The sequence below is a fragment of the Pseudomonas sp. AN-1 genome, assembly GCF_034057115.1.
GTDB lineage: Bacteria > Pseudomonadota > Gammaproteobacteria > Pseudomonadales > Pseudomonadaceae > Geopseudomonas.
In genome coordinates this window covers 785,425-808,940 of the sequence record NZ_CP139195.1, presented here as the reverse complement: position 1 = coordinate 808,940, position 23,516 = coordinate 785,425, and the positions used below count along the sequence as shown (strand labels likewise).

Below are 23,516 nucleotides of genomic sequence, written 5' to 3'. Positions count from 1 at the left end.
GAAGACTTCAGCTTCTTCATAAGCTCCCACACGAATTGCTTGATTCACTCGCGAAAGGCGATTGGGTCTGTAGCTCAGTTGGTTAGAGCGCACCCCTGATAAGGGTGAGGTCGGCAGTTCGAATCTGCCCAGACCCACCAATTGTCGTGGTGCGCAGGCCGATCGAAAGATGGGGCCATAGCTCAGCTGGGAGAGCGCCTGCTTTGCACGCAGGAGGTCAGGAGTTCGATCCTCCTTGGCTCCACCATTATCGCCGAAAGCTCAGAAATGAGTGTTTACCCCTGTCGTCCGGTGGACGATTTCGAGGATGAAACATTGATTTCTGGTCTTTGCGCCAGAATCGTTCTTTAAAAATTTGGGTAAGTGATAGAAGTATTGAACTGGAGAGTGTTTTCACTGCACTTTTCAGGTCAAGGTAAAATTTGCGAGTTCAAGCGCAAGTTTTCGGCGAATGTCGTAATTCACGATTATAACCAGATTGCTTGGGGTTATATGGTCAAGTGAATAAGCGCATACGGTGGATGCCTTGGCAGTCAGAGGCGATGAAAGACGTGGTAGCCTGCGATAAGCTTCGGGGAGTCGGCAAACAGACTTTGATCCGGAGATCTCTGAATGGGGAAACCCACCCGGGATAACCCGGGTATCTTGTACTGAATACATAGGTGCAAGAGGCGAACCAGGGGAACTGAAACATCTAAGTACCCTGAGGAACAGAAATCAACCGAGATTCCCTTAGTAGTGGCGAGCGAACGGGGATTAGCCCTTAAGCTTCTTGGATTTTAGCGGAACGCTCTGGAAAGTGCGGCCATAGTGGGTGATAGCCCCGTACGCGAAAGGATCCTTGAAGTGAAATCGAGTAGGACGGAGCACGAGAAACTTTGTCTGAATATGGGGGGACCATCCTCCAAGGCTAAATACTACTGACTGACCGATAGTGAACCAGTACCGTGAGGGAAAGGCGAAAAGAACCCCGGAGAGGGGAGTGAAATAGAACCTGAAACCGTATGCGTACAAGCAGTGGGAGCCTACTTTGTTAGGTGACTGCGTACCTTTTGTATAATGGGTCAGCGACTTATATTCAGTGGCGAGCTTAACCGATTAGGGGAGGCGTAGCGAAAGCGAGTCTTAATAGGGCGTTTAGTCGCTGGGTATAGACCCGAAACCGGGCGATCTATCCATGAGCAGGTTGAAGGTTAGGTAACACTGACTGGAGGACCGAACCCACTCCCGTTGAAAAGGTAGGGGATGACTTGTGGATAGGAGTGAAAGGCTAATCAAGCTCGGAGATAGCTGGTTCTCCTCGAAAGCTATTTAGGTAGCGCCTCACGTATCACTCCAGGGGGTAGAGCACTGTTTCGGCTAGGGGGTCATCCCGACTTACCAAACCGATGCAAACTCCGAATACCTGGAAGTGTCAGCGTGGGAGACACACGGCGGGTGCTAACGTCCGTCGTGAAAAGGGAAACAACCCAGACCGCCAGCTAAGGTCCCAAAGTTGTGGTTAAGTGGTAAACGATGTGGGAAGGCTTAGACAGCTAGGAGGTTGGCTTAGAAGCAGCCACCCTTTAAAGAAAGCGTAATAGCTCACTAGTCGAGTCGGCCTGCGCGGAAGATGTAACGGGGCTCAAACCACACACCGAAGCTGCGGGTGCATCGCAAGATGCGCGGTAGAGGAGCGTTCTGTAAGCCTGTGAAGGTGAGTTGAGAAGCTCGCTGGAGGTATCAGAAGTGCGAATGCTGACATGAGTAACGACAATGGGTGTGAAAAACACCCACGCCGAAAGACCAAGGGTTCCTGCGCAACGTTAATCGACGCAGGGTTAGTCGGTCCCTAAGGCGAGGCTGAAGAGCGTAGTCGATGGGAAACAGGTTAATATTCCTGTACTTCTGGTTACTGCGATGGAGGGACGGAGAAGGCTAGGCCAGCTTGGCGTTGGTTGTCCAAGTTTAAGGTGGTAGGCTGGGATCTTAGGTAAATCCGGGATCCTAAGGCCGAGAGCTGATGACGAGTTATCTTTCAGATGACGAAGTGGTTGATGCCATGCTTCCAGGAAAAGCTTCTAAGCTTCAGGTAACCAGGAACCGTACCCCAAACCGACACAGGTGGTTGGGTAGAGAATACCAAGGCGCTTGAGAGAACTCGGGTGAAGGAACTAGGCAAAATGGCACCGTAACTTCGGGAGAAGGTGCGCCGGTGAGGGTGAATGATTTACTCAGTAAGCCCATGCCGGTCGAAGATACCAGGCCGCTGCGACTGTTTATTAAAAACACAGCACTCTGCAAACACGAAAGTGGACGTATAGGGTGTGACGCCTGCCCGGTGCCGGAAGGTTAATTGATGGGGTTAGCGCAAGCGAAGCTCTTGATCGAAGCCCCGGTAAACGGCGGCCGTAACTATAACGGTCCTAAGGTAGCGAAATTCCTTGTCGGGTAAGTTCCGACCTGCACGAATGGCGTAACGATGGCGGCGCTGTCTCCACCCGAGACTCAGTGAAATTGAAATCGCTGTGAAGATGCAGTGTATCCGCGGCTAGACGGAAAGACCCCGTGAACCTTTACTATAGCTTTGCACTGGACTTTGAGCTTGCTTGTGTAGGATAGGTGGGAGGCTTTGAAGCGTGGACGCCAGTTCGCGTGGAGCCATCCTTGAAATACCACCCTGGCAATCTTGAGGTTCTAACTCTGGTCCGTCATCCGGATCGAGGACAGTGTATGGTGGGTAGTTTGACTGGGGCGGTCTCCTCCCAAAGAGTAACGGAGGAGTACGAAGGTGCGCTCAGACCGGTCGGAAATCGGTCGTAGAGTATAAAGGCAAAAGCGCGCTTGACTGCGAGACAGACACGTCGAGCAGGTACGAAAGTAGGTCTTAGTGATCCGGTGGTTCTGTATGGAAGGGCCATCGCTCAACGGATAAAAGGTACTCCGGGGATAACAGGCTGATACCGCCCAAGAGTTCATATCGACGGCGGTGTTTGGCACCTCGATGTCGGCTCATCACATCCTGGGGCTGAAGCCGGTCCCAAGGGTATGGCTGTTCGCCATTTAAAGTGGTACGCGAGCTGGGTTTAGAACGTCGTGAGACAGTTCGGTCCCTATCTGCCGTGGACGTTTGAGATTTGAGAGGGGCTGCTCCTAGTACGAGAGGACCGGAGTGGACGAACCTCTGGTGTTCCGGTTGTCACGCCAGTGGCATTGCCGGGTAGCTATGTTCGGAAGAGATAACCGCTGAAAGCATCTAAGCGGGAAACTCGCCTCAAGATGAGATCTCACTGGGGACTCGATCCCCCTGAAGGGCCGTCGAAGACTACGACGTTGATAGGCTGGGTGTGTAAGCGTTGTGAGGCGTTGAGCTAACCAGTACTAATTGCCCGTGAGGCTTGACCATATAACACCCAAACAATCTGCGATCCCAGGATCACAGTGGGTGCGACAGGCCGAAAGCTTGCAGAACCGCAAATTACCGAATCTGATACACTATCACTTGCCCAATTCGGGGTAGCGCCATGGCGATGCCCCAACCGAATTGCTTGACGACCATAGAGCGTTGGAACCACCTGATCCCATCCCGAACTCAGCAGTGAAACGACGCATCGCCGATGGTAGTGTGGGGCTTCCCCATGTGAGAGTAGGTCATCGTCAAGCACCTACACAGAAACCCCGACCAGCCACGCTGGTCGGGGTTTCGTCCTTTCGGAGCGGAAAATTTTCAGCAGCCGAGGGCTCAAGAGCCCGGCATCGCTCCCCTGGACTGCACCGTTGGCGATGTTCGCAGATGCCTGCTCAGGTCGCCGGTCAGGTCCAGCCGGTATTCCCGTGCGCTGAAACACCATTGCCCGTCGAGGCGCGCGAAGCGATCCAGGTAGCGGCCGCTGGCGATGGCCTGCAGCGCCATCTGCTCGGTCGCCTGGAACACCGTGTAGCAGGAGCGCGCGGTCGCCGTGCCCGCTGCCTCGTCGATCTCGAGTATGGAGTTGGAAATCAGGTGACGGGTGCGCGGGGTGCCGCAGGGGTAGAGGACGATGATCCGCCGCCACAGGGCAAGCAGGCCGGCGTGGTCCAGGGTGCCGTTGCCGCCAGCCTCGATGCGCGCATGGCGGAACAGCGCGGCGGCCTCCTCGAGGTGTCCAGCGTCGATGGCTTCGGCGTAGCGGTGCAGCAGGTTGGTGATGGCGAGGGCCGAGTCGGTCATCGCAAAGATCCTCCGAGAAAATGAAGGATGGACGCTGCGGGGAGTTCCCGCAGCGTCCGCAGGCTCAGACCGCGCAGCCGGCGCGCAGGCCGGAGGCCATGGCGCCCTCTATGTAGCCCAGCTCGTTGCTGTCGCCCAGGCGGGTGACGGCGAAGCCATCGGCTTCCAGCGTGCGCGCCAGGCTGTCGTCCGGCTCGGCGCCGGTGGCCAGCACCACCGAATCGGCGGCCACCTCGACGCTGCCGCCGTCGGCATTGCGATAGGCGACCTTGCTGCGGCCGATGGACTGGACCTCGACGCCGGTGAGCAGTTGCGCCTGGTGCTCCTGCAGGCCGTGCAGCACCCGCCAACGGCGCACGATGGCCAGTTCGCGGCCGAGGCTCGGGCCGCTCTCCAGCACGCAGACCTCGCGCCCGCGCTCGATGAGGAACTCGGCCAGCTCCAGGCCGACCAGGCCGCCGCCGACGATCACCACGCGCTTGCCCAGCGGCATCCACACGTGGGAGAGCTTCTGCATGGCGGCGGTGCTGTCGGTGACGCCGACCAGGCTGCCGGCCTTCATCATCGCCCGCTGGGTCAGCGACAGTTTGCGCTTGGCAATCTCCTCGGCGCGGTCGCCGGTGAGCAGGCGGCGCAGCTCGTCGCCACTCCACACGTGGTCCTGCTCGGCGCCGGGGATGGCCGGCGCGGCGCGCCGTGCGCCAGTGGCGACCAGCACCGTCTCGGCGCCCAGCTCGCGCAGCAGCTGCGAGGTGGCTTCGCTGTTGTAGCGCACCTCGATCGGCAGGCTGCGCACCTGCTCCACCAGATGGTCGAGCAGGCGGCCGTTCTCGGCGTAGGCGAGGGCGGCGAAGAACAGGGTGCCGCCCAGGCGGTCGCTGCGCTCCAGTAGGGTGACGCGATGGCCGCGCAGCGCGGCGACCCGTGCTGCCTCCATGCCTGCCGGGCCGCCGCCGACCACCACCACGTGGCGCGGGGTGGCGGTCGGGACGATGACCAGCTCGGCCTCGTGGCCGGTGCGCGGGTTGACCGCGCACTTGACCCGCTGGTTGATGAAGATCTGGCTGACGCAGACGTAGCAGTAGATGCACGGGCGGACGTCCTGCGGGCGGCCGGCGATCAGCTTGTTGGGCAGTTCGGGGTCGGCCAGCAGCTTGCGCGCCATGGCGACGAAGTCGTACTGGCCGCGGGCGATGCCCTGGTCGCCGACCTCGGGCTCGACGCGGCCGACGGCGATCACCGGGATGCCGACTTCCTTCCTGATCGCCGTCGCCCACTCCAGGAAGCCGCCCGGCTGCTGGACCAGCGGCGCCTCGGTGAAGGCCACGCCCTCGGTGACCGCGGCGTAGGCCGACACGCTGACCGCGTCGGCGCCGGCCGCCTCGGCCATCACTGCCACGGTCTTGGCGTCCTCCAGGGTGATGCCGCCGGGGGTGCGCAGCTCGTAGGCGTCCAGGCGCAGCCACACCGGGAAGTCGGCGCCGACCCGTGCGCGTACCGCGGCCAGCACCTCCATGAGCAGGCGCGCGCGGTTCTCCAGCGGGCCGCCGTATTCGTCGTCGCGCTTGTTGAAGTAGGCGGAGAGGAAGCCGGCGATGATGTAGTTGTGCGCGGCGTGGATCTCCACGCCGTCGAAGCCGGCACGCTGGGCACGCTCGGCGGCGGCGGCGAACCACTCGACCATCTGCGCGATGTCGGCCCTGTCCATCACGCGGATCGCGGCGCCGCCTTCGCGGCGCTTGCTGGAGCTGACGAAGGTGCCCAGCTCCTCGCGGGTCAGCGCCGCCATCATGTTGGTGTTGAGCGCCGGCGGGATCGACGGCACCCAGATCGGCCGGCCCTCGGCCATGTCGCGCACCGCGACCTTGCCGGCGTGCTGCAGCTGCATGGCGATCTTGGCGCCGTGCTTGTGCACGCGAGCGGCCAGGGCGGACAGGCCGGGCAGGAAGTCGTCGCTGGATACGCCGACCTGGTAGGGCTCGGCGGTGCCTTGCGGATAGGCGATGGAGCACACGCCCATGATCAACAGGCCCGCGCCGCCGGCGGCGCGCGCCTCGTAGTAGGCCTGGATGCGCTCGCCACAGTGGCCGTCGGCCTCGGCGAAGTTGGAGCCCATCGGCGCCATGACGATGCGGTTGCGCAGTTCGAGCTTGCCGATGCGCCCGGGGGCGAGCAGGTGGTTGAAGCTGGTCATGAATATCGTCCCTAGCTGGCCGGTGGTGGCGGCGCCACCCCGGCTCGATTGTTCAGGCTTCGCCGAGGAAGTCCAGGCAGCTGCGGTTGAACAGTTCGGTGTGCTCGACCTGCACCCAGTGGCCGCAGCGGTTGAGCAGCAGGCAGCGCGCCTGCGGAGTGTTGTCCAGCAGCTTGAGCGCACCGCCGACCGGGTTGAAGCGGTCGACCGTACCCCAGAAGGCCAGCACCGGGCAGGTCAGCTCGCCGAGGCGTTCGGTCATGTTGGCCACGCGCATGCCGGCGAACAGGCTGCGCGGCTGGGTGGCGGCCACCGCGGCGCGCTCGGCGAGCAGGGTGTCGTCGAGCAGCTTGGGGTCGAACAGCTGCAGGGTCATCACCTGGCGCATCTCCTCGATGCCCATGGGGCCGGCGCTGTACACCTCGACCATGCGCTGGATGCCTTCCATCTGGAAGTAGGTCTCGCGCTCCTCGAGGCCGCCCGGGGCCATGAGGATCAGCTTTTCGACGGTCTGCGGATGGGCCAGCGCCTGGCCGAGGGCAATGGCGCCGCCGAGCGAGTTGCCGACCAGGGTGCAGCGCGCGATGCCGACGGTGGCGAGGAAGGCGTTCAGTGCGGCGACGAAGAAGTCCAGGCAGTACTCGGTGTCCTCGGGCTTGTCCGAGCGGCCGAAGCCGGGCAGGTCGAGGACGATGTTGCGGTAGCCGGCGGCGGCGAACACCGGGTAGTTGGCCTTGAAGTTGCTGTAGCCGCTGGCCCCGGGGCCGCTGCCGTGCAGCCAGAGCACCACCGGGCCCTGGCCCTCGTCGAGGTAGTGCAGGCGCAGGCCGTCGGGCAGGGTGGCGAAGTGGCCGAGGGGCAGCGGAAGGTCTTGTGCGGACATGGCGATCTCCTGATCAGGCGGTAGCGGTGGTGGCGCCGGAGGCGGCGCTGGAAGGCGACGGCTGGCCGAGCAACTGGCGGCGGTAGCGCGGCAGGGCCAGGACGAGGAACAGCGCGGCCAGCACCAGCAGCGACATCGAGGCGGCCAGCGAGTAGCGCAGCGCCTCGCCGCCGGCGATGGGGGTGAAGTAGTCGCTGAGCATGCCGGTGACCAGCGGGCCGAGGCCGACGCCGAGCAGGCTCATGCCCATCACGAAGATCGAGGTGGCCTGGGCCAGGCGGTTGGCCGGGAACAGGTGGCTGATCGCGCCCAGGCAGGGGGTCGCCCACCAGGTACCGAAGAAGCCGAACGGGATGTAGAACAGGAAGGCCATGGGCACGCCGATGCCGAAGGCGCTGAAGGCCACGCCCTCGGGCCAGAGGAAGTAGGCCAGGCCGAAGGGGATGCTGAGCAGGGTGCCGAGCAGCGGCACGCCGATCTGCCAGCCGCAATCGCGGCGCGCCATGCGGTCGGTGACCCAGCCGCAGACGAGGGTGCCGATGGCCGAGCAGCTGCCGCCGACCACGCCGACCAGGATGCCGGCTTCCTTGATCGACAGGCCATGGGAGCGGATCAGGTAGCTCGGGCTCCAGGTACCGATGGCGTAGCCGGCGATGGCGGCCGCCGAGCCGGTCAGCACGATCCACATGAAGCCCGGGGTCTGCAGCAGCAGGCCGAGGGTCTGCAGCCAGCTTTCCTGGTTGCGGCCGGCGCCGGCCGGCGCGACCGTTTGCGGCGCGCGCACCGTGGCCCACAGCAGCAGGGCGAGGAAGATGCCCGGGGCGCCAAGGACCACGAACGCGGCGCGCCAGCCGTAGTGCTGGGCGATCCAGCCGCCGAGGCCGAGGCCGAACACCGCGCCGAGGCTGGAGCCGAGCATCAGCACCGAGATCGCGCTGGAGCGGCGCTGCGGCGGGTAGAGGTCGGAGACCATCGCCACCGAGGGCGCGGTGCCGCCGGCCTCGCCGATGGCCACGCCGATGCGCGCCAGCAGCAGGAACAGGAAGCTGCCGGCCAGGCCGCAGAGCATGGTCATCACGCTCCAGCCGATGCAGGCCATGACGATCACCGGCTTGCGGCCGATGCGGTCGGACAGCCGGCCGAGCGGGAAGCCGAACAGGGTGAAGAACAGCGCGAAGGTCAGTCCCGAGAGCAGGCCTATCTGGGTATCGGAGATGGCGAACTCGGCCTTCACCGGTTCGATGAGGATCGCCATCAACTGCCGGTCGATGTAGTTGAACACGTAGATGACGGTCAGTACCGCCAGGGCGTAGTGGCTACGCCAGGTGACACGCGCAGGTGAGTTCACGGGCAGATCCTCTTGTTGTTCTTCTGCAGAAGTTGAGCGAGAGGCTCCGCTTTGCCCCCCGTCACGGGCATCGTCAAATCGGACGATGCCCCCCCGCCGCCCGCCGCCAATCATGAGCCCCGTGGTCGCTGCGGGACTTCCCCCGCCGCGCCGAACATTCGCTTGCGGGAGAACGCACATGAAGCTGGTGAACAAGGTGGCCTTCGTCACCGGAGCGGGGCAGGGCATGGGGCGGGCGATGGTGCGCCGCTTCGCCGAGGAGGGCGCCGTAGTGGTGGCGGCGGACATCAACCTGGATGCCGCGCGCGCGACCATCGAGGGCCTGGCCGGTGGCAGCGCCCTGGCGCTGGCCTGCAACGTGGCCGACAGCGCCTCGGTGGCGGCGGCCATGGCTGCCGTGGTCGAGCGCTTCGGCCGTCTCGACGTACTGGTCAACAACGCCGGCATCGGCTCGGTCGATGCCTTCCTCGATACCCCCGACGAGAACTGGCAGCGGGTCATCGGCGTCAACCTCACCGGCGTGTTCCTGTGCAGCCGCGAGGCCGCGCGCCTGATGCACCAGGGCGGCGAGGGCGGGGTGATCGTCAACCTGTCGAGCACCGCCGCCATCTCCGGCGAGGGGCCGAGCCACTACTGCGCCGCCAAGGCCGGCGTGATGGGCCTGACCCGCAGCCTGGCCCGCGAGCTGGCGCCCAGCCGGATCCGCGTCAACACCATAGTTCCCGGTCCGACCAACACCCCGATGATGGCCGGCATTCCCGACGACTGGATGCAGAGCATGGTCAAGGCCATCCCGCTCGGCCGCATGTGCGAGCCGGCCGAGATCGCCGCCGTGGCGGCCTTCCTGGCCAGCGACGACGCCAGTTTCATCACCGGCCAGAACATCGCCGTCAACGGCGGCATGGCCTTCATCTGAGGAGGGGAGAACGATGACAGCACGTCTTGCAGGCAAGGTCGCCTTCATCACCGGCGGCAGTTCGGGGATCGGCGAGGCCACCGCCCACCGCTTCGCCGAGGAAGGCGCCACCGTGGTCATCTGCGGCCGTCGCGCCGAGCCGCTGGAAGCGGTGGTCGCGGCGATCCGCGACAAGGGCGGCAACGCCGAGTGCGTGGTCGCCGACGTCAGCGACGAGCAGGCCTTCGTCGCCGCCATCGAGGCGGCGGCCCAGCGCCACGGTCGCCTGGACATCCTGGTCAACAACGCCATGGCCTACAGCTGGGGCGCCATCACCGGCACCGACACCGCCACCTGGCACGGCAACTTCTCCACCACCGTGGACGGCACCTTCTGGGGCACCCGCACCGCGATGCGCCTGATGCAGCAGCAGGGCGGCGGTTCCATCGTCAACCTGGCGTCGATCTGCGGCCTGTTCGGCACCGCCTGGATGGCCGGCTACTCGGCGGCCAAGGCCGCAGTGATCAACTTCAGCCGCGCCGCCGCCTCCGAGGGCGCCGCCGCCAACATCCGCTGCAACGTGGTGATCCCCGGCGTGGTCGCCACCCCGGCCACCGCCGGCATGCTGGCCGACGACAAGGGCCGCGCCAACACCGAGAAGCTGATCCCGATGCGTCGGGTCGGCGAGCCGGTGGAGCTGGCCAACGCCATCCTGTTCCTCGCCTCCGACGAAGCCTCCTACGTCACCGGCGCCTGCCTGACCGTGGACGGCGGGCGCAGCTCCGACCTCTACACCGTACTCGAATAAGGCCACGCGCCCCCCGCGCGCGGCGGCTGGCCCGCGCGGGGCCGAATCACCCGCAGCAAGGGCACCCCAATGGACAACAACAACAGCCTCGCCGCGCGCCTGGACCGCCTCGAATCCATCGAGGAAATCCGCCAGCTGGCCGGCAAGTATTCGCTGTCGCTGGACATGCGCGACCTCGACTCCCACGTCAACCTGTTCGCCCCGGACATCCGTGTCGGCCGCGACAAGGTCGGCCGCGCCCACCTCAAGAGCTGGCTCGACGACACCCTGCGCAACCAGTTCGACGGCACCTCGCACCACCTCGGTCAGCACATCATCGAGTTCGTCGACGCCGACCACGCCACCGGCGTGGTGTATTCGAAGAACGAGCACGAGACCGGCCCCGAGTGGGTGATCATGCAGATGCTCTACTGGGACGACTACGAGCGCATCGACGGCCGCTGGTACTTCCGCCGCCGTCTGCCCTGCTACTGGTACGCCACCGACCTCAACAAGCCGCCGATCGGCCAGCGCAAGATGCGCTGGCCCGGCCGCGAGCCCTATCACGGCACCTTCCACGACCTGTTCCCCTCCTGGAGCGAGTTCTGGGCCGCGCGCCCGGACAAGGAAACCCTGCCCGAGGTCGCCGAGCCGGCGCCGCTGGAAGGTTTCCTCGCCACCCTGCGCCGCGGTGCCGGTGCTCCGAAGATCCGCGTGCGCTGAGGAGGCCACCATGAATCCGCTGTTCCAACCCGTTCGCCTCGGCGACATCGAACTGGCCAACCGCGTGGTGATGGCGCCGATGACGCGCAGCCGCGCCGCCGCCGACGGCATGCCGACCCTCGACATGGTCGAGTACTACGCCCAGCGCGCCAGCGCCGGCCTGATCGTCGCCGAGGGCACCGCACCCTCGGCCGCCGGTCTCGGCTACTGCCGCACCCCGGGCATCTACAGCGCCGCGCAGATCGCCGCCTGGCGCGGCGTCACCCAGGCGGTGCACGCCGCCGGCGGGCGCATCGTCCTGCAGCTGATGCACGTCGGCCGGGTCGCCAGCCACCACAACAAGCCGGCCGGCGCGCCGACCGTGGCGCCCTCGGCGCTGCGCGCGCGCACCCAGCTGTTCAGCGACGTTGCCGGCATGGTCGACACCGACGAGCCCGTGGAGCTGAGCACCGCCGAGGTCCAGGAGGTGATCGCCGAGTTCGCCCAGGCCGCGCGCAATGCCCGCGCCGCCGGCTTCGACGGCGTCGAGCTGCACTGCACCAGCGGCTACCTGCCGATGCAGTTCATGGCCGAAGGCAGCAACCAGCGCACCGACCAGTACGGCGGCAGCGTGGAAAACCGCGTGCGCTTCCCCGCCGAGGTGCTCGCCGCCATGGCCGAGGCCATCGGCCCGGGCCGGGTCGGCCTGCGCATCTGCCCCGGCAACCCCTACAACGACAGCGTGGACAGCGATCCGGCCGCCACCGCGGCGGCGCTGCTCGACGCCATCGCCCCGCTGGGCCTGGCCTACCTGCACGTGATGCGTTCGCCGGTCGCCGGGCTGGACGCCTTCGCCCTGGCCCGCGCGCATTTCCCGGGCGCGCTGATCCTCAACGACGGCTTCGACGGCCACAGCGCGCGCCAGGCCATCGAGGCCGGGCAGGGCGAGGCGGTGTCCTTCGCCCGTCACTACATCGGCAACCCGGACCTGGCAGAGCGCCTGCGCGTCAACGCACCGCTGGCCGGCTTCGACCGCGGCTCGCTGTACACCGCAGGGCCGCGCGGCTACCTCGACTACCCGCGCTGGCCGGTGCCGGCGCAGTGAGCGCGGCGACCCGCCAGCCCATTCAAGGGGAACGACATGAACGATCGCATTGATGCGCAGACCGTGGCCGCGCTGGACGCCGCCCCGGTGCCCCGCGAGGTCACCCAGGCGCGGCTCGACCGCCGCGCCGCGGCCAGCGCGCTGGTCAAGCCGCGCGACCTCTACACCATCGCCGACCGCCTCGAGCAGCAGGCACAGTGCCTGGCCACACAGACCATGCTGATCTACGGCGGCGAGCGCTACAGCTACGCCGAGGTGGACGCGCGCGCCAACCAGGTGGCGCACGCCGCCCTGGCCCGCGGTCTCAAGGCCGGCGACGTGTGCGCGCTGGCCCTGGAGAACCGCCCGGAGTTCTTCTTCGCCTGGTTCGGCCTGGTCAAGCTCGGCGTGGTGGTGGCGCCGCTCAACACCCACGTCAGCGGCAAGCCGCTGGCCCACGCGCTGGAAAGCACCGGCGCGCGCGCCGTGCTGGCCGGCGAGGAGTGCCTGGCCAACTTCGCCGCCACCGAGAACCTGCCGCAGGTGCCGCTGTGGCTGGTGCCGGACGCCGAGAAGCCGGCCTCTGCCGAGCTGCGCGCGCTGGCCGACGCCGGCTTCGCCACCGAGGTGGCTGCCGCGTCGCGCCAGGCGCCGCCGCGCGAACTGCGCGAAGGCATCACCGCCGAGACGCCGAGCCTCTTGATCTTCACCTCCGGCACCACCGGCCTGCCCAAGGCGGCGCGCTACAGCCACATGCGCTGGATGAGCTCGGGCGACGTGATGGTGGAGACCCTCGAGGCCACCCCGGCCGACGTTTTCTACTGCTGCCTGCCGCTCTATCACGGCGCGGCGGCCACCTCGGTGACCTCCACCGCGCTCAAGGCCGGCGCCGCCATCGTGGTGCGCCGGCGCTTCAGCGTGCGCGAGTTCTGGAACGACGTGCGTCGTAACGGCATCACCGTCCTGCAGTACATCGGCGAGATCTGCCGCTACCTGCTCAACCTGCCGGAAGACGAGCGCGACCGCGAGCACAGCCTGCGCGCCATGCTCGGCGCCGGCCTGTCGCCGGAATCCTGGCAGCGCTGGATCGAGCGTTTCGGCCCGGTGCAGGTCTTCGAGGGCTGGGGTTCGACCGAGGCCAACACCAACCTGATCAACGTCGACAACCGCATCGGCTCCTGCGGCCGCGTGCCCTACTGGGAGAAGACCAACTTCCGCCTGGTGCGCTTCGACGTGGAAAGCGAGTCGCACCCGCGCGACGCCAACGGCTTCTACCTGCTGTGCCAGCCGGGCGAGGTGGGCGAGGCGATCGGCTACATCGTCAACCACCCGGACATCGGCGGCGGCCGCTTCGAGGGCTACACCTCGGCCGAGGCCACCGAGAAGAAGATCCTCCGCGACGTGTTCGAGACGGGCGATTCCTACTGGAGCTCGGGCGACCTGCTGCGCTACGACGAGGACGGCTACTTCTACTTCGTCGACCGCATCGGCGATACCTTCCGCTGGAAGAGCGAGAACGTCTCGACCATGGAGGTGGCCGACGCCCTGGCCGACTATCCGGGTCTCGAACTGATCAACATCTACGGCGTGCAGGTGCCGGGTCAGGAGGGGCGCGCCGGCATGGCCGCGGTGCTGATGCAGGACGGCCACGCATTCGACCCGGACAGCTTCTACGCACTGACCGAGGCGCGCCTGCCGCGCTACGCCGCCCCGGTGTTCGTGCGCGTGTCGCCGGCCGCCGACCTGACCAGCACCTTCAAGCTGCGCAAGGTCGACCTGCAGCGCCAGGGCTACGCCCCGGACGCCTTCGAAGACCCGCTGTACGTGCGCGACGACGCAGCCGGCACCTACCGGCCGTACTCGGCCGAAGCGCTGGCCGCCATCGGCCTGGCGCCGTTCGGTGCCGCCCATGGCTGACCTCGACCACAATGGGCACGAGCTGAAGGCCGGCCTGCGCTTCCCCTGGGTGGCGCCGCCGGCCAACGGGCAGACCCTGGAGGTGGCGCCCGGCGTGCTGTGGCTGCGCATGCCGCTGCCGTTCGGCCTCGACCACATCAACCTCTACCTGCTGCGCCACGGCGACGGCTGGGTGGCGGTGGACAGCGGCCTGTGCACCGAGCAGAGCCGCGCGGTGTGGGAGCAGGTGCTGGCCGGCGTGCTGGAGGGCCGGCCGCTGCAGGCGCTGATCTGCACCCATTTCCACTACGACCACAGCGGCCTGCTCGGCTGGCTGGCCGAGCGCTTCCGCTGCCCGGTGTACATGACCCACGCCGAGTACCAGGCGATCCACGTCGCGCCGCCACGCAGCGACGAGCCGGACTGGGCCTTCCACCAGTTCTACCGGCTGGCCGGGCTGAGCGAAGAGGATTCGGCGGCCTTCCTGCCCATGATCCGCCAGGAGCACTTCCGGCCGACGCCGCCGGCCGCCTTCCGCCGCCTCAAGGAGGGCAGCGCGCTGGCCATCGGCGGGCGGCGCTGGCAGGTGGTGGTCGGCCGCGGCCACTCGCCCGAGCACGCCTGCCTGTACTGCGCCGAGGACGGCCTGCTGATCTCCGGCGACCAGGTGCTGCCGCGCATCACCCCCACGGTCGGCGTCGCGGTCGACGAGCCGGATGGCGACCCGCTGCGCGACTGGCTGGAGTCGATCGAGCGTCTCGGCGAACTGCCCGACCGCGTGCTGGTGCTGCCGGCCCACGAGCGGCCGTTCCACGGCCTGCACACGCGTCTCGGGCAGTTGCGCGAGCACCACCGCCGCCACCTCGATCAGGTGCTGGAGCGCTGCGCGCAGCCGTGCACGGCAGCCGAGCTGATGGTCGAGCTGTTCCCGCGGCTGAAGAGCCGCTTCGACGAGCTGATGGCCATCGGCGAGACCCTGGCCCACGCCAACTACCTGATCGGCGAAGGGCTGCTGCTGCGCGAGGAGCAGGCGGGCGTGCACCGCTACCGCTGTGTCCGGCCCGAAGAGACGACCGGCGAACTCTCTAGTCCTTTTTGACGACGAGTTCGGACGAGCGAAGTCTGGAAACTCGACGCGGCCGGTTGGCCTTCATTAGGAGAGAAGCAGCATGCACAATAAGAAAAATCCACGTTGCACCACCCTGGTTGCCCAGAGCTTCCCGCTCATGGGGCTGGCCGCCGCGATCGCCATGGCCAGCGGCGCCGCCCATGCCGGGGAGACCATCGAGTTCGACAACGGCGCCACCCTCGACTGGACCATCACCGCCAACTACGGCATCGGCATGCGTACCGAGTCGCCCGACAGCGCGCTGATCGACGGCCCGCTGACCACCAACATGGACGACGGCAACCGCAACTTCGACAAGGGCAGCCTGGTCACCAACCGCGTCGGTGCGCTGGCCGAGCTGATCCTGCGCAAGGACGACTACGGCGCGGTGCTGCGCGCCAGTACCTTCTACGACGACGTCTACCACCAGTCCAACGACAACGACGCCCCGGGCCGGGTCAACAAGTTCGGCGCCCACGACGAGTTCACCAGTGACGCCAAGCGCTACAGCGGTGGGCGCAGCCGCATCCTCGACGCCTACCTGTTCAGCGGCTGGCGCACCGAAGGCGGGCAGAGCATCGACGTCAAGGCCGGCAGGCATGTGGTGTCCTGGGGCGAGAGTCTGATCTTCCCGGGCGTGTCCGGCGCCCAGTCGCCGGTCGACGTGGTCAAGGCCTCGCTGCCGGGCATCGAGGCCAAGGAAGTGCTGCTGCCGATCGGCCAGGTGTCCGGCCAGTGGAGCCTCAACGAGTCTTTCAGCCTCGGCGCCTACGTTCAGTACGAGTGGAGTGGCAACGAACTGGCGCCGGCGGGCAGCTACATGTCCACCAGCGACGTCACCGGTCCCGGCCGCGAGCTGCTGCGCGCCGGTGCGCTGTCGATCCCCTACCTGAACACCAACGAGCCGCGCGACAGCGGCCAGTGGGGCCTGCAGATGCGCTACCGGCCGACCGCCGACCTCGAGCTGTCGCTGTTCCGCATCAACTACCACGACCGCAACCCGTCAGGGGTTTCCATTAGCTTCCCGCCGGCCGGTCCGCTGGGCTACGAGGTCAACTACTTCGAGGACATCCACCTCACCGGCCTGAGCTTCTCCACCAAGATCGGCGACACCCAGGTCGGCGGCGAATGGTCGTACCGCGACGGCGCTCCGGTGAACGTACTCACCGCCGGGGGCCCGCAGGCGACCAAGGGCAAGGGTCAGCAGATGCAGCTGTCGTTCATGCGCATCCTCGGCGACCGCCCGTGGGCCAGCCAGACCACCTTCATGGGCGAGGTGGTGCACGTGCGGGTCGACGACGTCGACGCGCTCAACGGCGCCGACGACTACACCTTCAAGACCGCCTCGGCGTGGAAGAGCAAGACCGCCACCGCCTACTCGCTGGTAGGCGTGTTCAACTACCCGGGCGTGTTCACCGGCTGGGATCTGGACGTGCCGGTGCGCTTCTCCCACGTCGTGGAAGGCGCCACGCCGATGTCCGGCACCATTTCCGGCGCCCAGGGCGACCGCCGCATGACCGTCGGCACCACCTTCAAGTACATGGGCAATCTGGAGGTGGCGCTGGCCTACAACGCCTTCCTCGGCGAGGCCGACCCGATCAAGCGTCAGCTGGCCGACCGGGACTACGCCACCCTGTCCGCCAAGTACTCGTTCTGAACAGGCTGTGCCGGGCAGCGCGTGCTGCCCGGGCAATTGCATGACTGGCTTGCGAACCGTATGGGCGAATTCATTCGCCAGAATGCCCCGAAAAGGCGAATGAATTCGCCCCTACAGGATGGTCCGGTCTAGTCGATTTAAACGATCAGCGCGGGGTGCGACTGCGGCATAGTGATCACAGTCACCCGTCAACGAAGCCCCTGCGCCAGTGGAGACAACCATGGGACTCAAAGGCAACGCCGCCATCGTCGGGGCGGCCCAGTACAAACCGGAGAAGTACGCCACCGCGCCACGCATGTTCCACCTGGAACAGGTGGCCGACCTGGCCGCGCGTGCCCTGGCCGACGCCGGCCTGCGCGCCGAGGATCTCGATGGCCTGGTGATCAACGGCCCGCAGTTCCACGAGGCCTCGGTGTTCGTCCCGGCGATGGCTGCCGAATACCTGGGCATGAAGCTTAACTTTGCCGAAGTGGTCGACCTCGGCGGCTGCACTTCGGTCGGCATGGTCTGGCGCGCCGCCGCCGCCATCGAGCTGGGCCTGTGCCAGGCGGTGCTCTGCGTGCTGCCGGCGCGCATGGCGCCGTTCGGCCCCGACGAGGACCCGAGCTGGATGGCCCGCGCCATGCGCTTCGGTGGCCACAGCACCGCCTTCGGCGCGCCCGAGGCCGAGTTCGACCTGCCCTACGGGCACATGGGCCAGAACACCGGCTACGCGATGATCGCCCAGCGCTATGCCGCGCAGTACGGCTACGACGCCGAGGCGATGGCCAAGATCGCCGTGCAGCAGCGCTTCAACGCCCAGTTCAACCCCGACGCCATGTTCTACGGCCAGCCGCTGACCACCGAGCAGGTGCTGGCCAGCAAGAAGGTCGCCGACCCGCTGCACGTGCTGGAGATCGTCATGCCGGTCGCCGGCGGCGCTGCGCTGATCGTCGCCTCCAAGGAAGTCGCCGCCCGCGCGCGCAACCGCGGCGCGGTGGTCACCGGCTTCGGCGAGCACCTGGAGTTCAAGTCGCCGTCCTACGCCGACGACATGACCCGCACCCCGGTCGGCCCGGCCTCGGATCGCGCTTTCGCCATGGCCGGCCTGAGGCCCTCCGACATGCACGCGGCGCAGATCTACGACTGCTACACCATCACCGTGCTGCTGACCCTCGAGGACGCCGGCTTCGCGCCCAAGGGCGAGGGCATGCGCTTCGTCCGCGAGCACGACCTGACCTGGCGCGGCGACTTCCCGATGAACACCCACGGCGGCCAGCTCAGCTTCGGCCAGGCCGGCTCGGCCGGCGGCATGTCGCAGGTCATCGAGGCCTTCCACCAGATCGCCGGCCGCGCCGGCGACCGCCAGCTTGCCCGCTGCGACAACGTCTACGTCTCCGGTACCGGCGGCGTGATGAGCGAGCAGGGCGCACTGATTCTCCAGGGAGCATGAGCGAGATGTCGACCAACAAACCGATGCCCGTGCCGACGGAAATCTCGGCGCCGTTCTGGGCAGGCCTCAAGGAGCAGCGCCTGACCATCCCGCAGTGCCAGGCCTGCGGCCACTGGATCTTCTACCCGCGCCGCCACTGCGACCGCTGCTACTCCCACGATCTGAAGTGGCAGGAGGTTTCCGGCAGCGGCACGCTGTACAGCTTCACCGTGGCGCGCATCCCGACCCTGCCGGACTTCGCCGACGAGGCGCCGCAGAAGCTCGCCGTGGTCGAGCTGGACGAGGGCGTGCGGATCAACACCACCCTGGTCGGCCTCGCTGAGGACGAGATCAAGGTCGGCATGCGCCTCAAGCCGGTGTTCGACACCGTCGATGCCGAAGGCAGAACCCTGCTGCGCTTCACCGGCGTCGACAAGGACGTGGCCCCGCGCCGCTTCGACGAGCCCGAGGCGGTCGAGCAGGTCGAGGAGCAGGCACCGCGCCGGCAGATCCGCGTCGACGACGCCGAGGCCCTGCACGCGCTGGTCAGCGAGCAGTTCACCGCGTGGAGCAACCAGATCGTCGTCGATCAGGCGCTGATCGACGAATTCGCCAAGCTGTCCGGCGACGACTACTGGATCCACACCGACCCGGAACGCGCCCGCAAGCAGGGCCCGTTCGGCGGCACCATCGCCCACGGTGCGCTGGTCCAGGTGCTGATGTCGCGCCTCAAGGTGCCGTTCGACCACGAGATCGTCGGCTTCACCAACATGGTCAACTACGGCTCCGACCGCCTGCGCTTCCCCAGCCCGGTGCCGGCCGGCTCGCGCATCCACGCCCGCGGCCGGGTCAAGGCCGTGGAGATCGGCAAGCGCGGCACCCAGCTGACCCTGGAACTGAACATCCACGTGGTCGGCAGCGAGCGCCCGGCGGTGATCAACGATCTGGTCGTGCTGTACATGTGATTTGCTGAGAGTGTCACCCTTTGGCCGCCCGAGGCGCATGCGTCGGGCGGTCTTTTTGTTTCCGGCGGCCCTGGAAGAGGGGACTCCACACGGCCTTTGGTGCAAAAAAAATGATCCGAAGGTGCAGCAATATTCGTTATCCAAATGCATCGCCAGGCGTGACACTGGAACCGTCCACCCCGCCCGGGAATCCGCTGGAGATCCCGCACTACAGGAGTTCGAACCATGTCCCTGCCGCTCGATGAATTGCTGCAAACCCTGCTCAGTGCCGAACGTGCCGGCGTCCAGGTGGCTTCGGCGAGCCTGCGGGAGTGCCAGGATCCGGAGCTGCGGCCGCTGCTGGAGCAGATCCTGGCCGGCGAGGGGGAAAGCTGCCGACGCCTGCTGGCCTGCATGCAGCACCTGGGCCTGGAGCCGAACCGGCAGACCGGCGAGTTCCACGCCAGGGCGATGGCCATCGCCGATCTGCATGAACGCCTGGCGTTCATCGACCGCGGCCAGCGCTGGGTGATCCGCAAGCTGCAGGAGGCGCTGCCCGACTGCGCGGACCCCTTGGTGCGCACGGAGCTGGCAACGGTGCTGCGTATTCACGAAGAGAACAGTGCGGCCACGCCAGCCTGACTGGATGTACGCGCTGTACCAGTTTGAGGAGACCCCAAGATGAAACCTTCGATCACCGTTTCTCTCGCGTTGAGCGCCTGCCTGCTCATCGCAGGAGGCGTGCAGGCCGACGAAGTACTGTCGCCTGCCCATGACAACACCGCCGGCAAGTCGGTTGGCACGCTGACCGGCGTGATGGTCGGCGGCGCTGCCGGCGGGCCGCTGGGCGCCCTGGTCGGTGCCGGTGTCGGCTGGCTGGCCGGCTGGGGCGTGCAGGAAGGCACCGGCCTCAGCGAGAACGCCTACACCGTGCGCGGCGCCGACGGCGAAACCCGCGTGGTGCGCTCGCCCAATCGACAGTTCGCCATCGGCGAGCAGGTCGACCATCGCGGCGGGCGGCTCTATGCACGCAGCGACTCGGGACAGGCCCCGTCCGGATTGTGCGCCGCCCCGACGGGGGCTGCCGACAGGCGCTGCTGAACCGGCAGGAGAGCCCTGAGTGGCGCAGGCCGCAGGAGAGGGGCTCTCCACTCCGCCCATCACGAATACTTGATCGCCACCTTCTCGAGCCTTTTCCGGCCGATCTTCGCCCACGACCTGCCATCGAACCGAAGCACGGCCACGGCGCAGGTCGGCAGGTTGACGTCCTTGTCCGCCAGGTGCAGCAGCAGCTCTGACAGCGCCGGATTGTGGCCGACCAGCATCAGCCGCTTGTGCTCGCCACCCTGCTCGCGGATCAGTTCCAGCAGGTCATCCACACCGCCGCTGTAGAGCCGCCCGTCCTGCACGATGTCCTTGCGCTTGAAGTCGAGCTTCCGGGCGATGGCCTCCGCCGTCGCCAGCGCCCGCTTCGCCGGGCTGGCAACGATCGCGTCGACGGCCAGTTCGGACTCGGCCAGGCGCTTGCCCATCTTCACCGCATCGTTCTTGCCCTTGTCGGTCAGCGGGCGCTCGCTGTCGGCCAGCCTGACGTCGTCCCAGCTCGACTGGCCGTGGCGGACGAGGAACAGTGTCTTCATGGTGCGCACCTCTTGGCGCTGGGGCTTGAGCCTCAGGCTAGCCGGCGCTGCTTACAAACAGATGCACGCGGGCGCGATGATGCGTCCATGGTCGTCGGCGATGCGTACTGCGCCAACGCGGATCGGGCGGCATTCCGCTGGGCGGCGCACCGCCGGGCGACGGTGCATCTACGCTTCCGGGAGACCGAACAGCACCCTTTGGCGGAGACAACCCGATGAGCGAAATGGCTGCCCCCGGCGACCTCGGCCAGGCCGAGCTCAGATGCCGGATCATCGACACCGCGCTGACCCTCGGCACCGAGCGTGGCTGGGACGGGTTTCATCTCCACGACCTCGCGGCGCGATTGGATATCGGCCTGGCCGACATCGCCCGGCACTTCTCCGGCAAGGATGCGATCGCCGAAGCCTGGTTCGGGCATGCCGACGCCGCCTTGCTGGCCGCGGCGGACACGCCGGGCTGGCAGTTCCTCAGCCCACGCGAACGCCTGCAGCGCGCGATCCTCAGCTGGTTGGACGCGCTGGCCCCGCACCGCCAGCTGGCCGCCGAGATGCTGCGCTACAAGCTGCAGCCCGAGCATGTGCATCTCCAGGTGCAGGGCGCGCTGCGCGTCAGCCGCACGGTGCAGTGGATCCGCGAGGCGGCCCTGCTGCCCGCCACCGGCTGGCGGCGCGAGTGCGAGGAAGCGGCGCTCACCGCCATCTACCTGAGCACCTTCGCCTGCTGGCTGCGCGACGACAGCCCTGGCGCCAGCCGCAGCCGCAGCCTGCTCAACCGGCTGCTCGCCCGGGCCGAGTGGCTGGCCGGCTGGCTCGGCGCAGCACCGGCCAGCAACAGCGGCAGCGGGACCGATAGCGGCGGCTGAGCGATGGACGCGCTCGCCCACGCGCTGCTGGGCGCTACGCTGGCGCAAGCCACCTCGGCGCGCTGCACTGTGCTGTCGCCACGGCAATGCCTGGCGATCTGCGTCAGCTCGGCGGTCTTCCCCGATATCGACTTCATCGGCTTCCTCGTCGATCCGCTGCGCTTTCTCGCCGAGTGGCACCAGGGCCCGACGCATTCGCTCATCCTGCTGCCACTGTGGGCCGCGCTGATCGGCGGCGCGTTCGCGCTGGCGGGCCGGCGCAAGGCGGCGTTCCTGGCCGCCTGTGTGTTCGCCGCCGTCGGGCTTGCCTCGCACATCGGGCTCGACCTGATGACCGCCTACGGCACCGCGCTCTTGTATCCGCTAAGCCAGCAGCGCTTCTGGATCGGCAGCCTGTTCCTGGTGGACCCGGTTTTCCTGCTGATCGCCCTGGGCGCGCTGGTCGCCAGCCTGAGGTTGCGCAGACCCTGGCCCGCCCTCGCGGGCCTCGCGCTACTGGCACTCTATGCGGGCGCCCAGACGCTGCAGCAACAGCGGGCCAGCGACATCGCACACCAGTGGGCGCAGGCCAATGGCATCGCGCCGGTGCGGGTGGCGGCGCTGTCCCAGCCACTCTCGCCCTTCAACTGGAAACTGCTCGTGGTCGATGGCGACCGTTATCACCTGGCCCATCTGCAGCTCGCCGCTGGCCCCGCAGCGCTGCCGATCCCGGGCCCACTGGGTGAGCTGGCTCGGGCCTACCGGCCGCCAGAGCAACTGGTCTGGCAGCGGCGCCATCGCTACGGCGAGGACTCAACCCTGCAGCCGCAGGTGCAGGCGCGCTGGCTCGATCCCCGCTTCGCCCTCTATCGACGCTTCGCGATCTTTCCGGCTCTGTCGCGGATCGACCGCGGCGGCGAAGCCTGCATCTGGTTCACCGACCTGCGCTACGACCTGCCGACCCTGCCCGATACCTTTCGCTACGGCTTCTGCCGCGGCAGTGAAACCCAGCCCTGGCGGCTGTATCGGCTGCGCTACTTCTCGGTCGATTCGCGGCAGGGTCTGGAGTCCGCGGATTGAGCAAGCCTCCCGGGGCCGGACTCACACCCCGCCAGGAGGTCTGGCCGCGCCACGGTATTCAGGCTTGGTTGCTCAAGTATGAGCAATTTGCTTACACTTCAGCCATGAAAGCCCTCTTTATCGAAACCACGAGCTTCACCGCCACGGTTGGCGACTACCTGACCGACGACGAGTATCGGCAGCTCCAGAGGGATATGCTGAAGAATCCCGAGGCCGGCGACGTCATGCCGCGCACGGGCGGATTCCGCAAGCTGCGCTGGGCCGACGGGCGAAGAGGGAAGGGAAAGCGCGGTGGTCTGCGCGTCATCTACTACTGGCTGCTCGGCGATGGCCAGTTCTGGATGTTCGCCATCTACGACAAGGACGAGCTGGAGAACCTGACTGCCGAGCAGGAAAAGCTGCTCAGGCAGGCCATCACCGCAGAGCTGAAAAAACGAGGTGCCAAGTGAAAAAGCGAGATCTGTTTGCCGAGTTGATGCAGGGCGTCGAGGAAATGGCGGCGCACCGTGAGGGCAAGATCACCCTGCGCCAGTACGAGGTCGAGGCAAAGCCGGCCCCGGAGGTAACCGCGAGCGAGATCGTCGCCCTGCGGCAGAAAATGCACATGTCCCAGCAGGTATTCGCCCGGCGCTTCCGCATCAGCACCGGCACCCTGCGCAAATGGGAGCAGGACAAGGCCAAGCCGAATGCCCAGGCTGCCGTGCTGATCAAGCTGGTCGAGCAGTACCCCGACATGGCGGAAAGGCTGGCTGCGATCTGACCTGAAGAGCCACGTCCAGGGCGTGTCCATTCAAGTCGGATCAGGCGGAGGGCGGGGTGAGAAACAACCGGGACGCTCATCGCAGCCCCGGTCTCA

The 23,516-nt window shown here is 66.7% G+C and carries 20 protein-coding genes, 2 tRNA genes and 2 rRNA genes; 19 read left to right on the top strand and 5 right to left on the bottom strand.

Features of this window, described 5'->3' with window-relative positions:
- The first annotated feature begins 63 nt into the window (after positions 1 to 63).
- The 4 genes from SK095_RS03610 (at position 64) to rrf (ending at position 3,642) form a co-directional block, all read left to right on the top strand.
- A tRNA-Ile gene (locus tag SK095_RS03610) sits at positions 64 to 140 on the top strand.
- A gap of 31 nt (positions 141 to 171) precedes the next feature.
- Positions 172 to 247: transfer RNA gene (locus SK095_RS03605), tRNA-Ala, on the top strand.
- A gap of 247 nt (positions 248 to 494) precedes the next feature.
- A 23S ribosomal RNA gene (locus SK095_RS03600) occupies positions 495 to 3,385 on the top strand.
- A gap of 141 nt (positions 3,386 to 3,526) precedes the next feature.
- Positions 3,527 to 3,642: ribosomal RNA gene (gene rrf, locus SK095_RS03595) — 5S ribosomal RNA — on the top strand.
- 79 nt (positions 3,643 to 3,721) lie between these two features.
- Here rrf and SK095_RS03590 read toward each other — a convergent pair.
- The 4 genes from SK095_RS03590 to SK095_RS03575 form a co-directional block, all read right to left on the bottom strand.
- On the bottom strand, positions 3,722 to 4,189 hold the full coding sequence (locus SK095_RS03590) for a nuclear transport factor 2 family protein (protein ID WP_320547886.1): 468 nt from the start codon (positions 4,187 to 4,189) through the stop codon (positions 3,722 to 3,724).
- Positions 4,190 to 4,253: 64 nt separating this feature from the next.
- The gene (locus SK095_RS03585; RefSeq protein WP_320547885.1) at positions 4,254 to 6,383 is read right to left on the bottom strand and encodes an FAD-dependent oxidoreductase; all 2,130 of its coding nucleotides are present in this window, start codon (positions 6,381 to 6,383) and stop codon (positions 4,254 to 4,256) included.
- Positions 6,384 to 6,435: 52 nt separating this feature from the next.
- Positions 6,436 to 7,266 carry an alpha/beta fold hydrolase gene (locus SK095_RS03580; protein WP_320547884.1) on the bottom strand — a complete coding sequence of 277 codons (831 nt, stop codon included), beginning with the start codon at positions 7,264 to 7,266 and terminating at the stop codon, positions 6,436 to 6,438.
- Positions 7,267 to 7,279: 13 nt separating this feature from the next.
- Positions 7,280 to 8,614 carry an MFS transporter gene (locus SK095_RS03575; RefSeq protein WP_320547883.1) on the bottom strand — a complete coding sequence of 445 codons (1,335 nt, stop codon included), beginning with the start codon at positions 8,612 to 8,614 and terminating at the stop codon, positions 7,280 to 7,282.
- 178 nt (positions 8,615 to 8,792) lie between these two features.
- Here SK095_RS03575 and SK095_RS03570 point away from each other — a divergent pair, with 178 nt between their 5' ends.
- The 11 genes from SK095_RS03570 to SK095_RS03520 all read left to right on the top strand — a co-directional run bounded on the left by SK095_RS03570 (position 8,793) and on the right by SK095_RS03520 (position 20,199).
- Positions 8,793 to 9,530, top strand: coding sequence for an SDR family NAD(P)-dependent oxidoreductase (locus SK095_RS03570; protein WP_136489540.1), 738 nt, complete (start codon positions 8,793 to 8,795; stop codon positions 9,528 to 9,530).
- A gap of 13 nt (positions 9,531 to 9,543) precedes the next feature.
- The gene (locus tag SK095_RS03565) at positions 9,544 to 10,317 is read left to right on the top strand and encodes an SDR family NAD(P)-dependent oxidoreductase (RefSeq protein ID WP_136489541.1); all 774 of its coding nucleotides are present in this window, start codon (positions 9,544 to 9,546) and stop codon (positions 10,315 to 10,317) included.
- Between the two features lie 69 nt (positions 10,318 to 10,386).
- Positions 10,387 to 11,019, top strand: coding sequence for a nuclear transport factor 2 family protein (locus tag SK095_RS03560; protein ID WP_201486809.1), 633 nt, complete (start codon positions 10,387 to 10,389; stop codon positions 11,017 to 11,019).
- 10 nt (positions 11,020 to 11,029) lie between these two features.
- Positions 11,030 to 12,103 (top strand): alkene reductase, encoded by a 1,074-nt coding sequence (locus SK095_RS03555; protein WP_136489543.1) that lies wholly within the window; start codon positions 11,030 to 11,032, stop codon positions 12,101 to 12,103.
- Between the two features lie 36 nt (positions 12,104 to 12,139).
- Positions 12,140 to 13,999, top strand: a complete 1,860-nt coding sequence (locus tag SK095_RS03550; protein WP_320547882.1) for a long-chain-acyl-CoA synthetase — start codon at positions 12,140 to 12,142, stop codon at positions 13,997 to 13,999.
- Positions 13,992 to 15,077 carry an MBL fold metallo-hydrolase gene (locus tag SK095_RS03545; RefSeq protein ID WP_320547881.1) on the top strand — a complete coding sequence of 362 codons (1,086 nt, stop codon included), beginning with the start codon at positions 13,992 to 13,994 and terminating at the stop codon, positions 15,075 to 15,077. Before SK095_RS03550 ends, SK095_RS03545 begins: the two co-directional genes overlap by 8 nt.
- 70 nt (positions 15,078 to 15,147) lie before the next feature.
- Complete coding sequence (locus tag SK095_RS03540; protein ID WP_320547880.1) at positions 15,148 to 16,743, top strand: DUF1302 domain-containing protein; 1,596 nt, start codon at positions 15,148 to 15,150, stop codon at positions 16,741 to 16,743.
- 220 nt (positions 16,744 to 16,963) lie between these two features.
- Entirely contained in the window at positions 16,964 to 18,175 is a 1,212-nt protein-coding gene (locus SK095_RS03535; RefSeq protein WP_320547879.1) for a thiolase family protein, read from the top strand.
- 5 nt (positions 18,176 to 18,180) lie between these two features.
- A complete protein-coding gene (locus SK095_RS03530) occupies positions 18,181 to 19,119 on the top strand; it encodes an OB-fold domain-containing protein (protein ID WP_320547878.1) in 939 nt (312 codons plus the stop codon).
- A gap of 225 nt (positions 19,120 to 19,344) precedes the next feature.
- The gene (locus tag SK095_RS03525) at positions 19,345 to 19,740 is read left to right on the top strand and encodes a DUF6306 domain-containing protein (protein ID WP_201486815.1); all 396 of its coding nucleotides are present in this window, start codon (positions 19,345 to 19,347) and stop codon (positions 19,738 to 19,740) included.
- 39 nt (positions 19,741 to 19,779) lie between these two features.
- Entirely contained in the window at positions 19,780 to 20,199 is a 420-nt protein-coding gene (locus SK095_RS03520; protein WP_201486816.1) for a hypothetical protein, read from the top strand.
- A 59-nt stretch (positions 20,200 to 20,258) separates the two neighbouring features.
- On the opposite strand, the gene SK095_RS03515 is transcribed toward SK095_RS03520, so the two are convergent.
- Positions 20,259 to 20,738 carry a SixA phosphatase family protein gene (locus tag SK095_RS03515; protein WP_201486817.1) on the bottom strand — a complete coding sequence of 160 codons (480 nt, stop codon included), beginning with the start codon at positions 20,736 to 20,738 and terminating at the stop codon, positions 20,259 to 20,261.
- Positions 20,739 to 20,953: 215 nt separating this feature from the next.
- Between SK095_RS03515 and SK095_RS03510 the strand changes: the two genes are divergently transcribed.
- The 4 genes from SK095_RS03510 to SK095_RS03495 all read left to right on the top strand — a co-directional run bounded on the left by SK095_RS03510 (position 20,954) and on the right by SK095_RS03495 (position 23,420).
- The gene (locus tag SK095_RS03510; RefSeq protein ID WP_201486818.1) at positions 20,954 to 21,601 is read left to right on the top strand and encodes a TetR/AcrR family transcriptional regulator; all 648 of its coding nucleotides are present in this window, start codon (positions 20,954 to 20,956) and stop codon (positions 21,599 to 21,601) included.
- A gap of 3 nt (positions 21,602 to 21,604) precedes the next feature.
- Positions 21,605 to 22,660, top strand: coding sequence for a metal-dependent hydrolase (locus tag SK095_RS03505; protein WP_201486820.1), 1,056 nt, complete (start codon positions 21,605 to 21,607; stop codon positions 22,658 to 22,660).
- A 104-nt stretch (positions 22,661 to 22,764) separates the two neighbouring features.
- Positions 22,765 to 23,109 carry a toxin gene (locus SK095_RS03500; protein ID WP_201487018.1) on the top strand — a complete coding sequence of 115 codons (345 nt, stop codon included), beginning with the start codon at positions 22,765 to 22,767 and terminating at the stop codon, positions 23,107 to 23,109.
- Positions 23,106 to 23,420, top strand: a complete 315-nt coding sequence (locus SK095_RS03495) for a helix-turn-helix domain-containing protein (protein WP_090941492.1) — start codon at positions 23,106 to 23,108, stop codon at positions 23,418 to 23,420. Before SK095_RS03500 ends, SK095_RS03495 begins: the two co-directional genes overlap by 4 nt.
- Positions 23,421 to 23,516 lie beyond the last annotated feature (96 nt).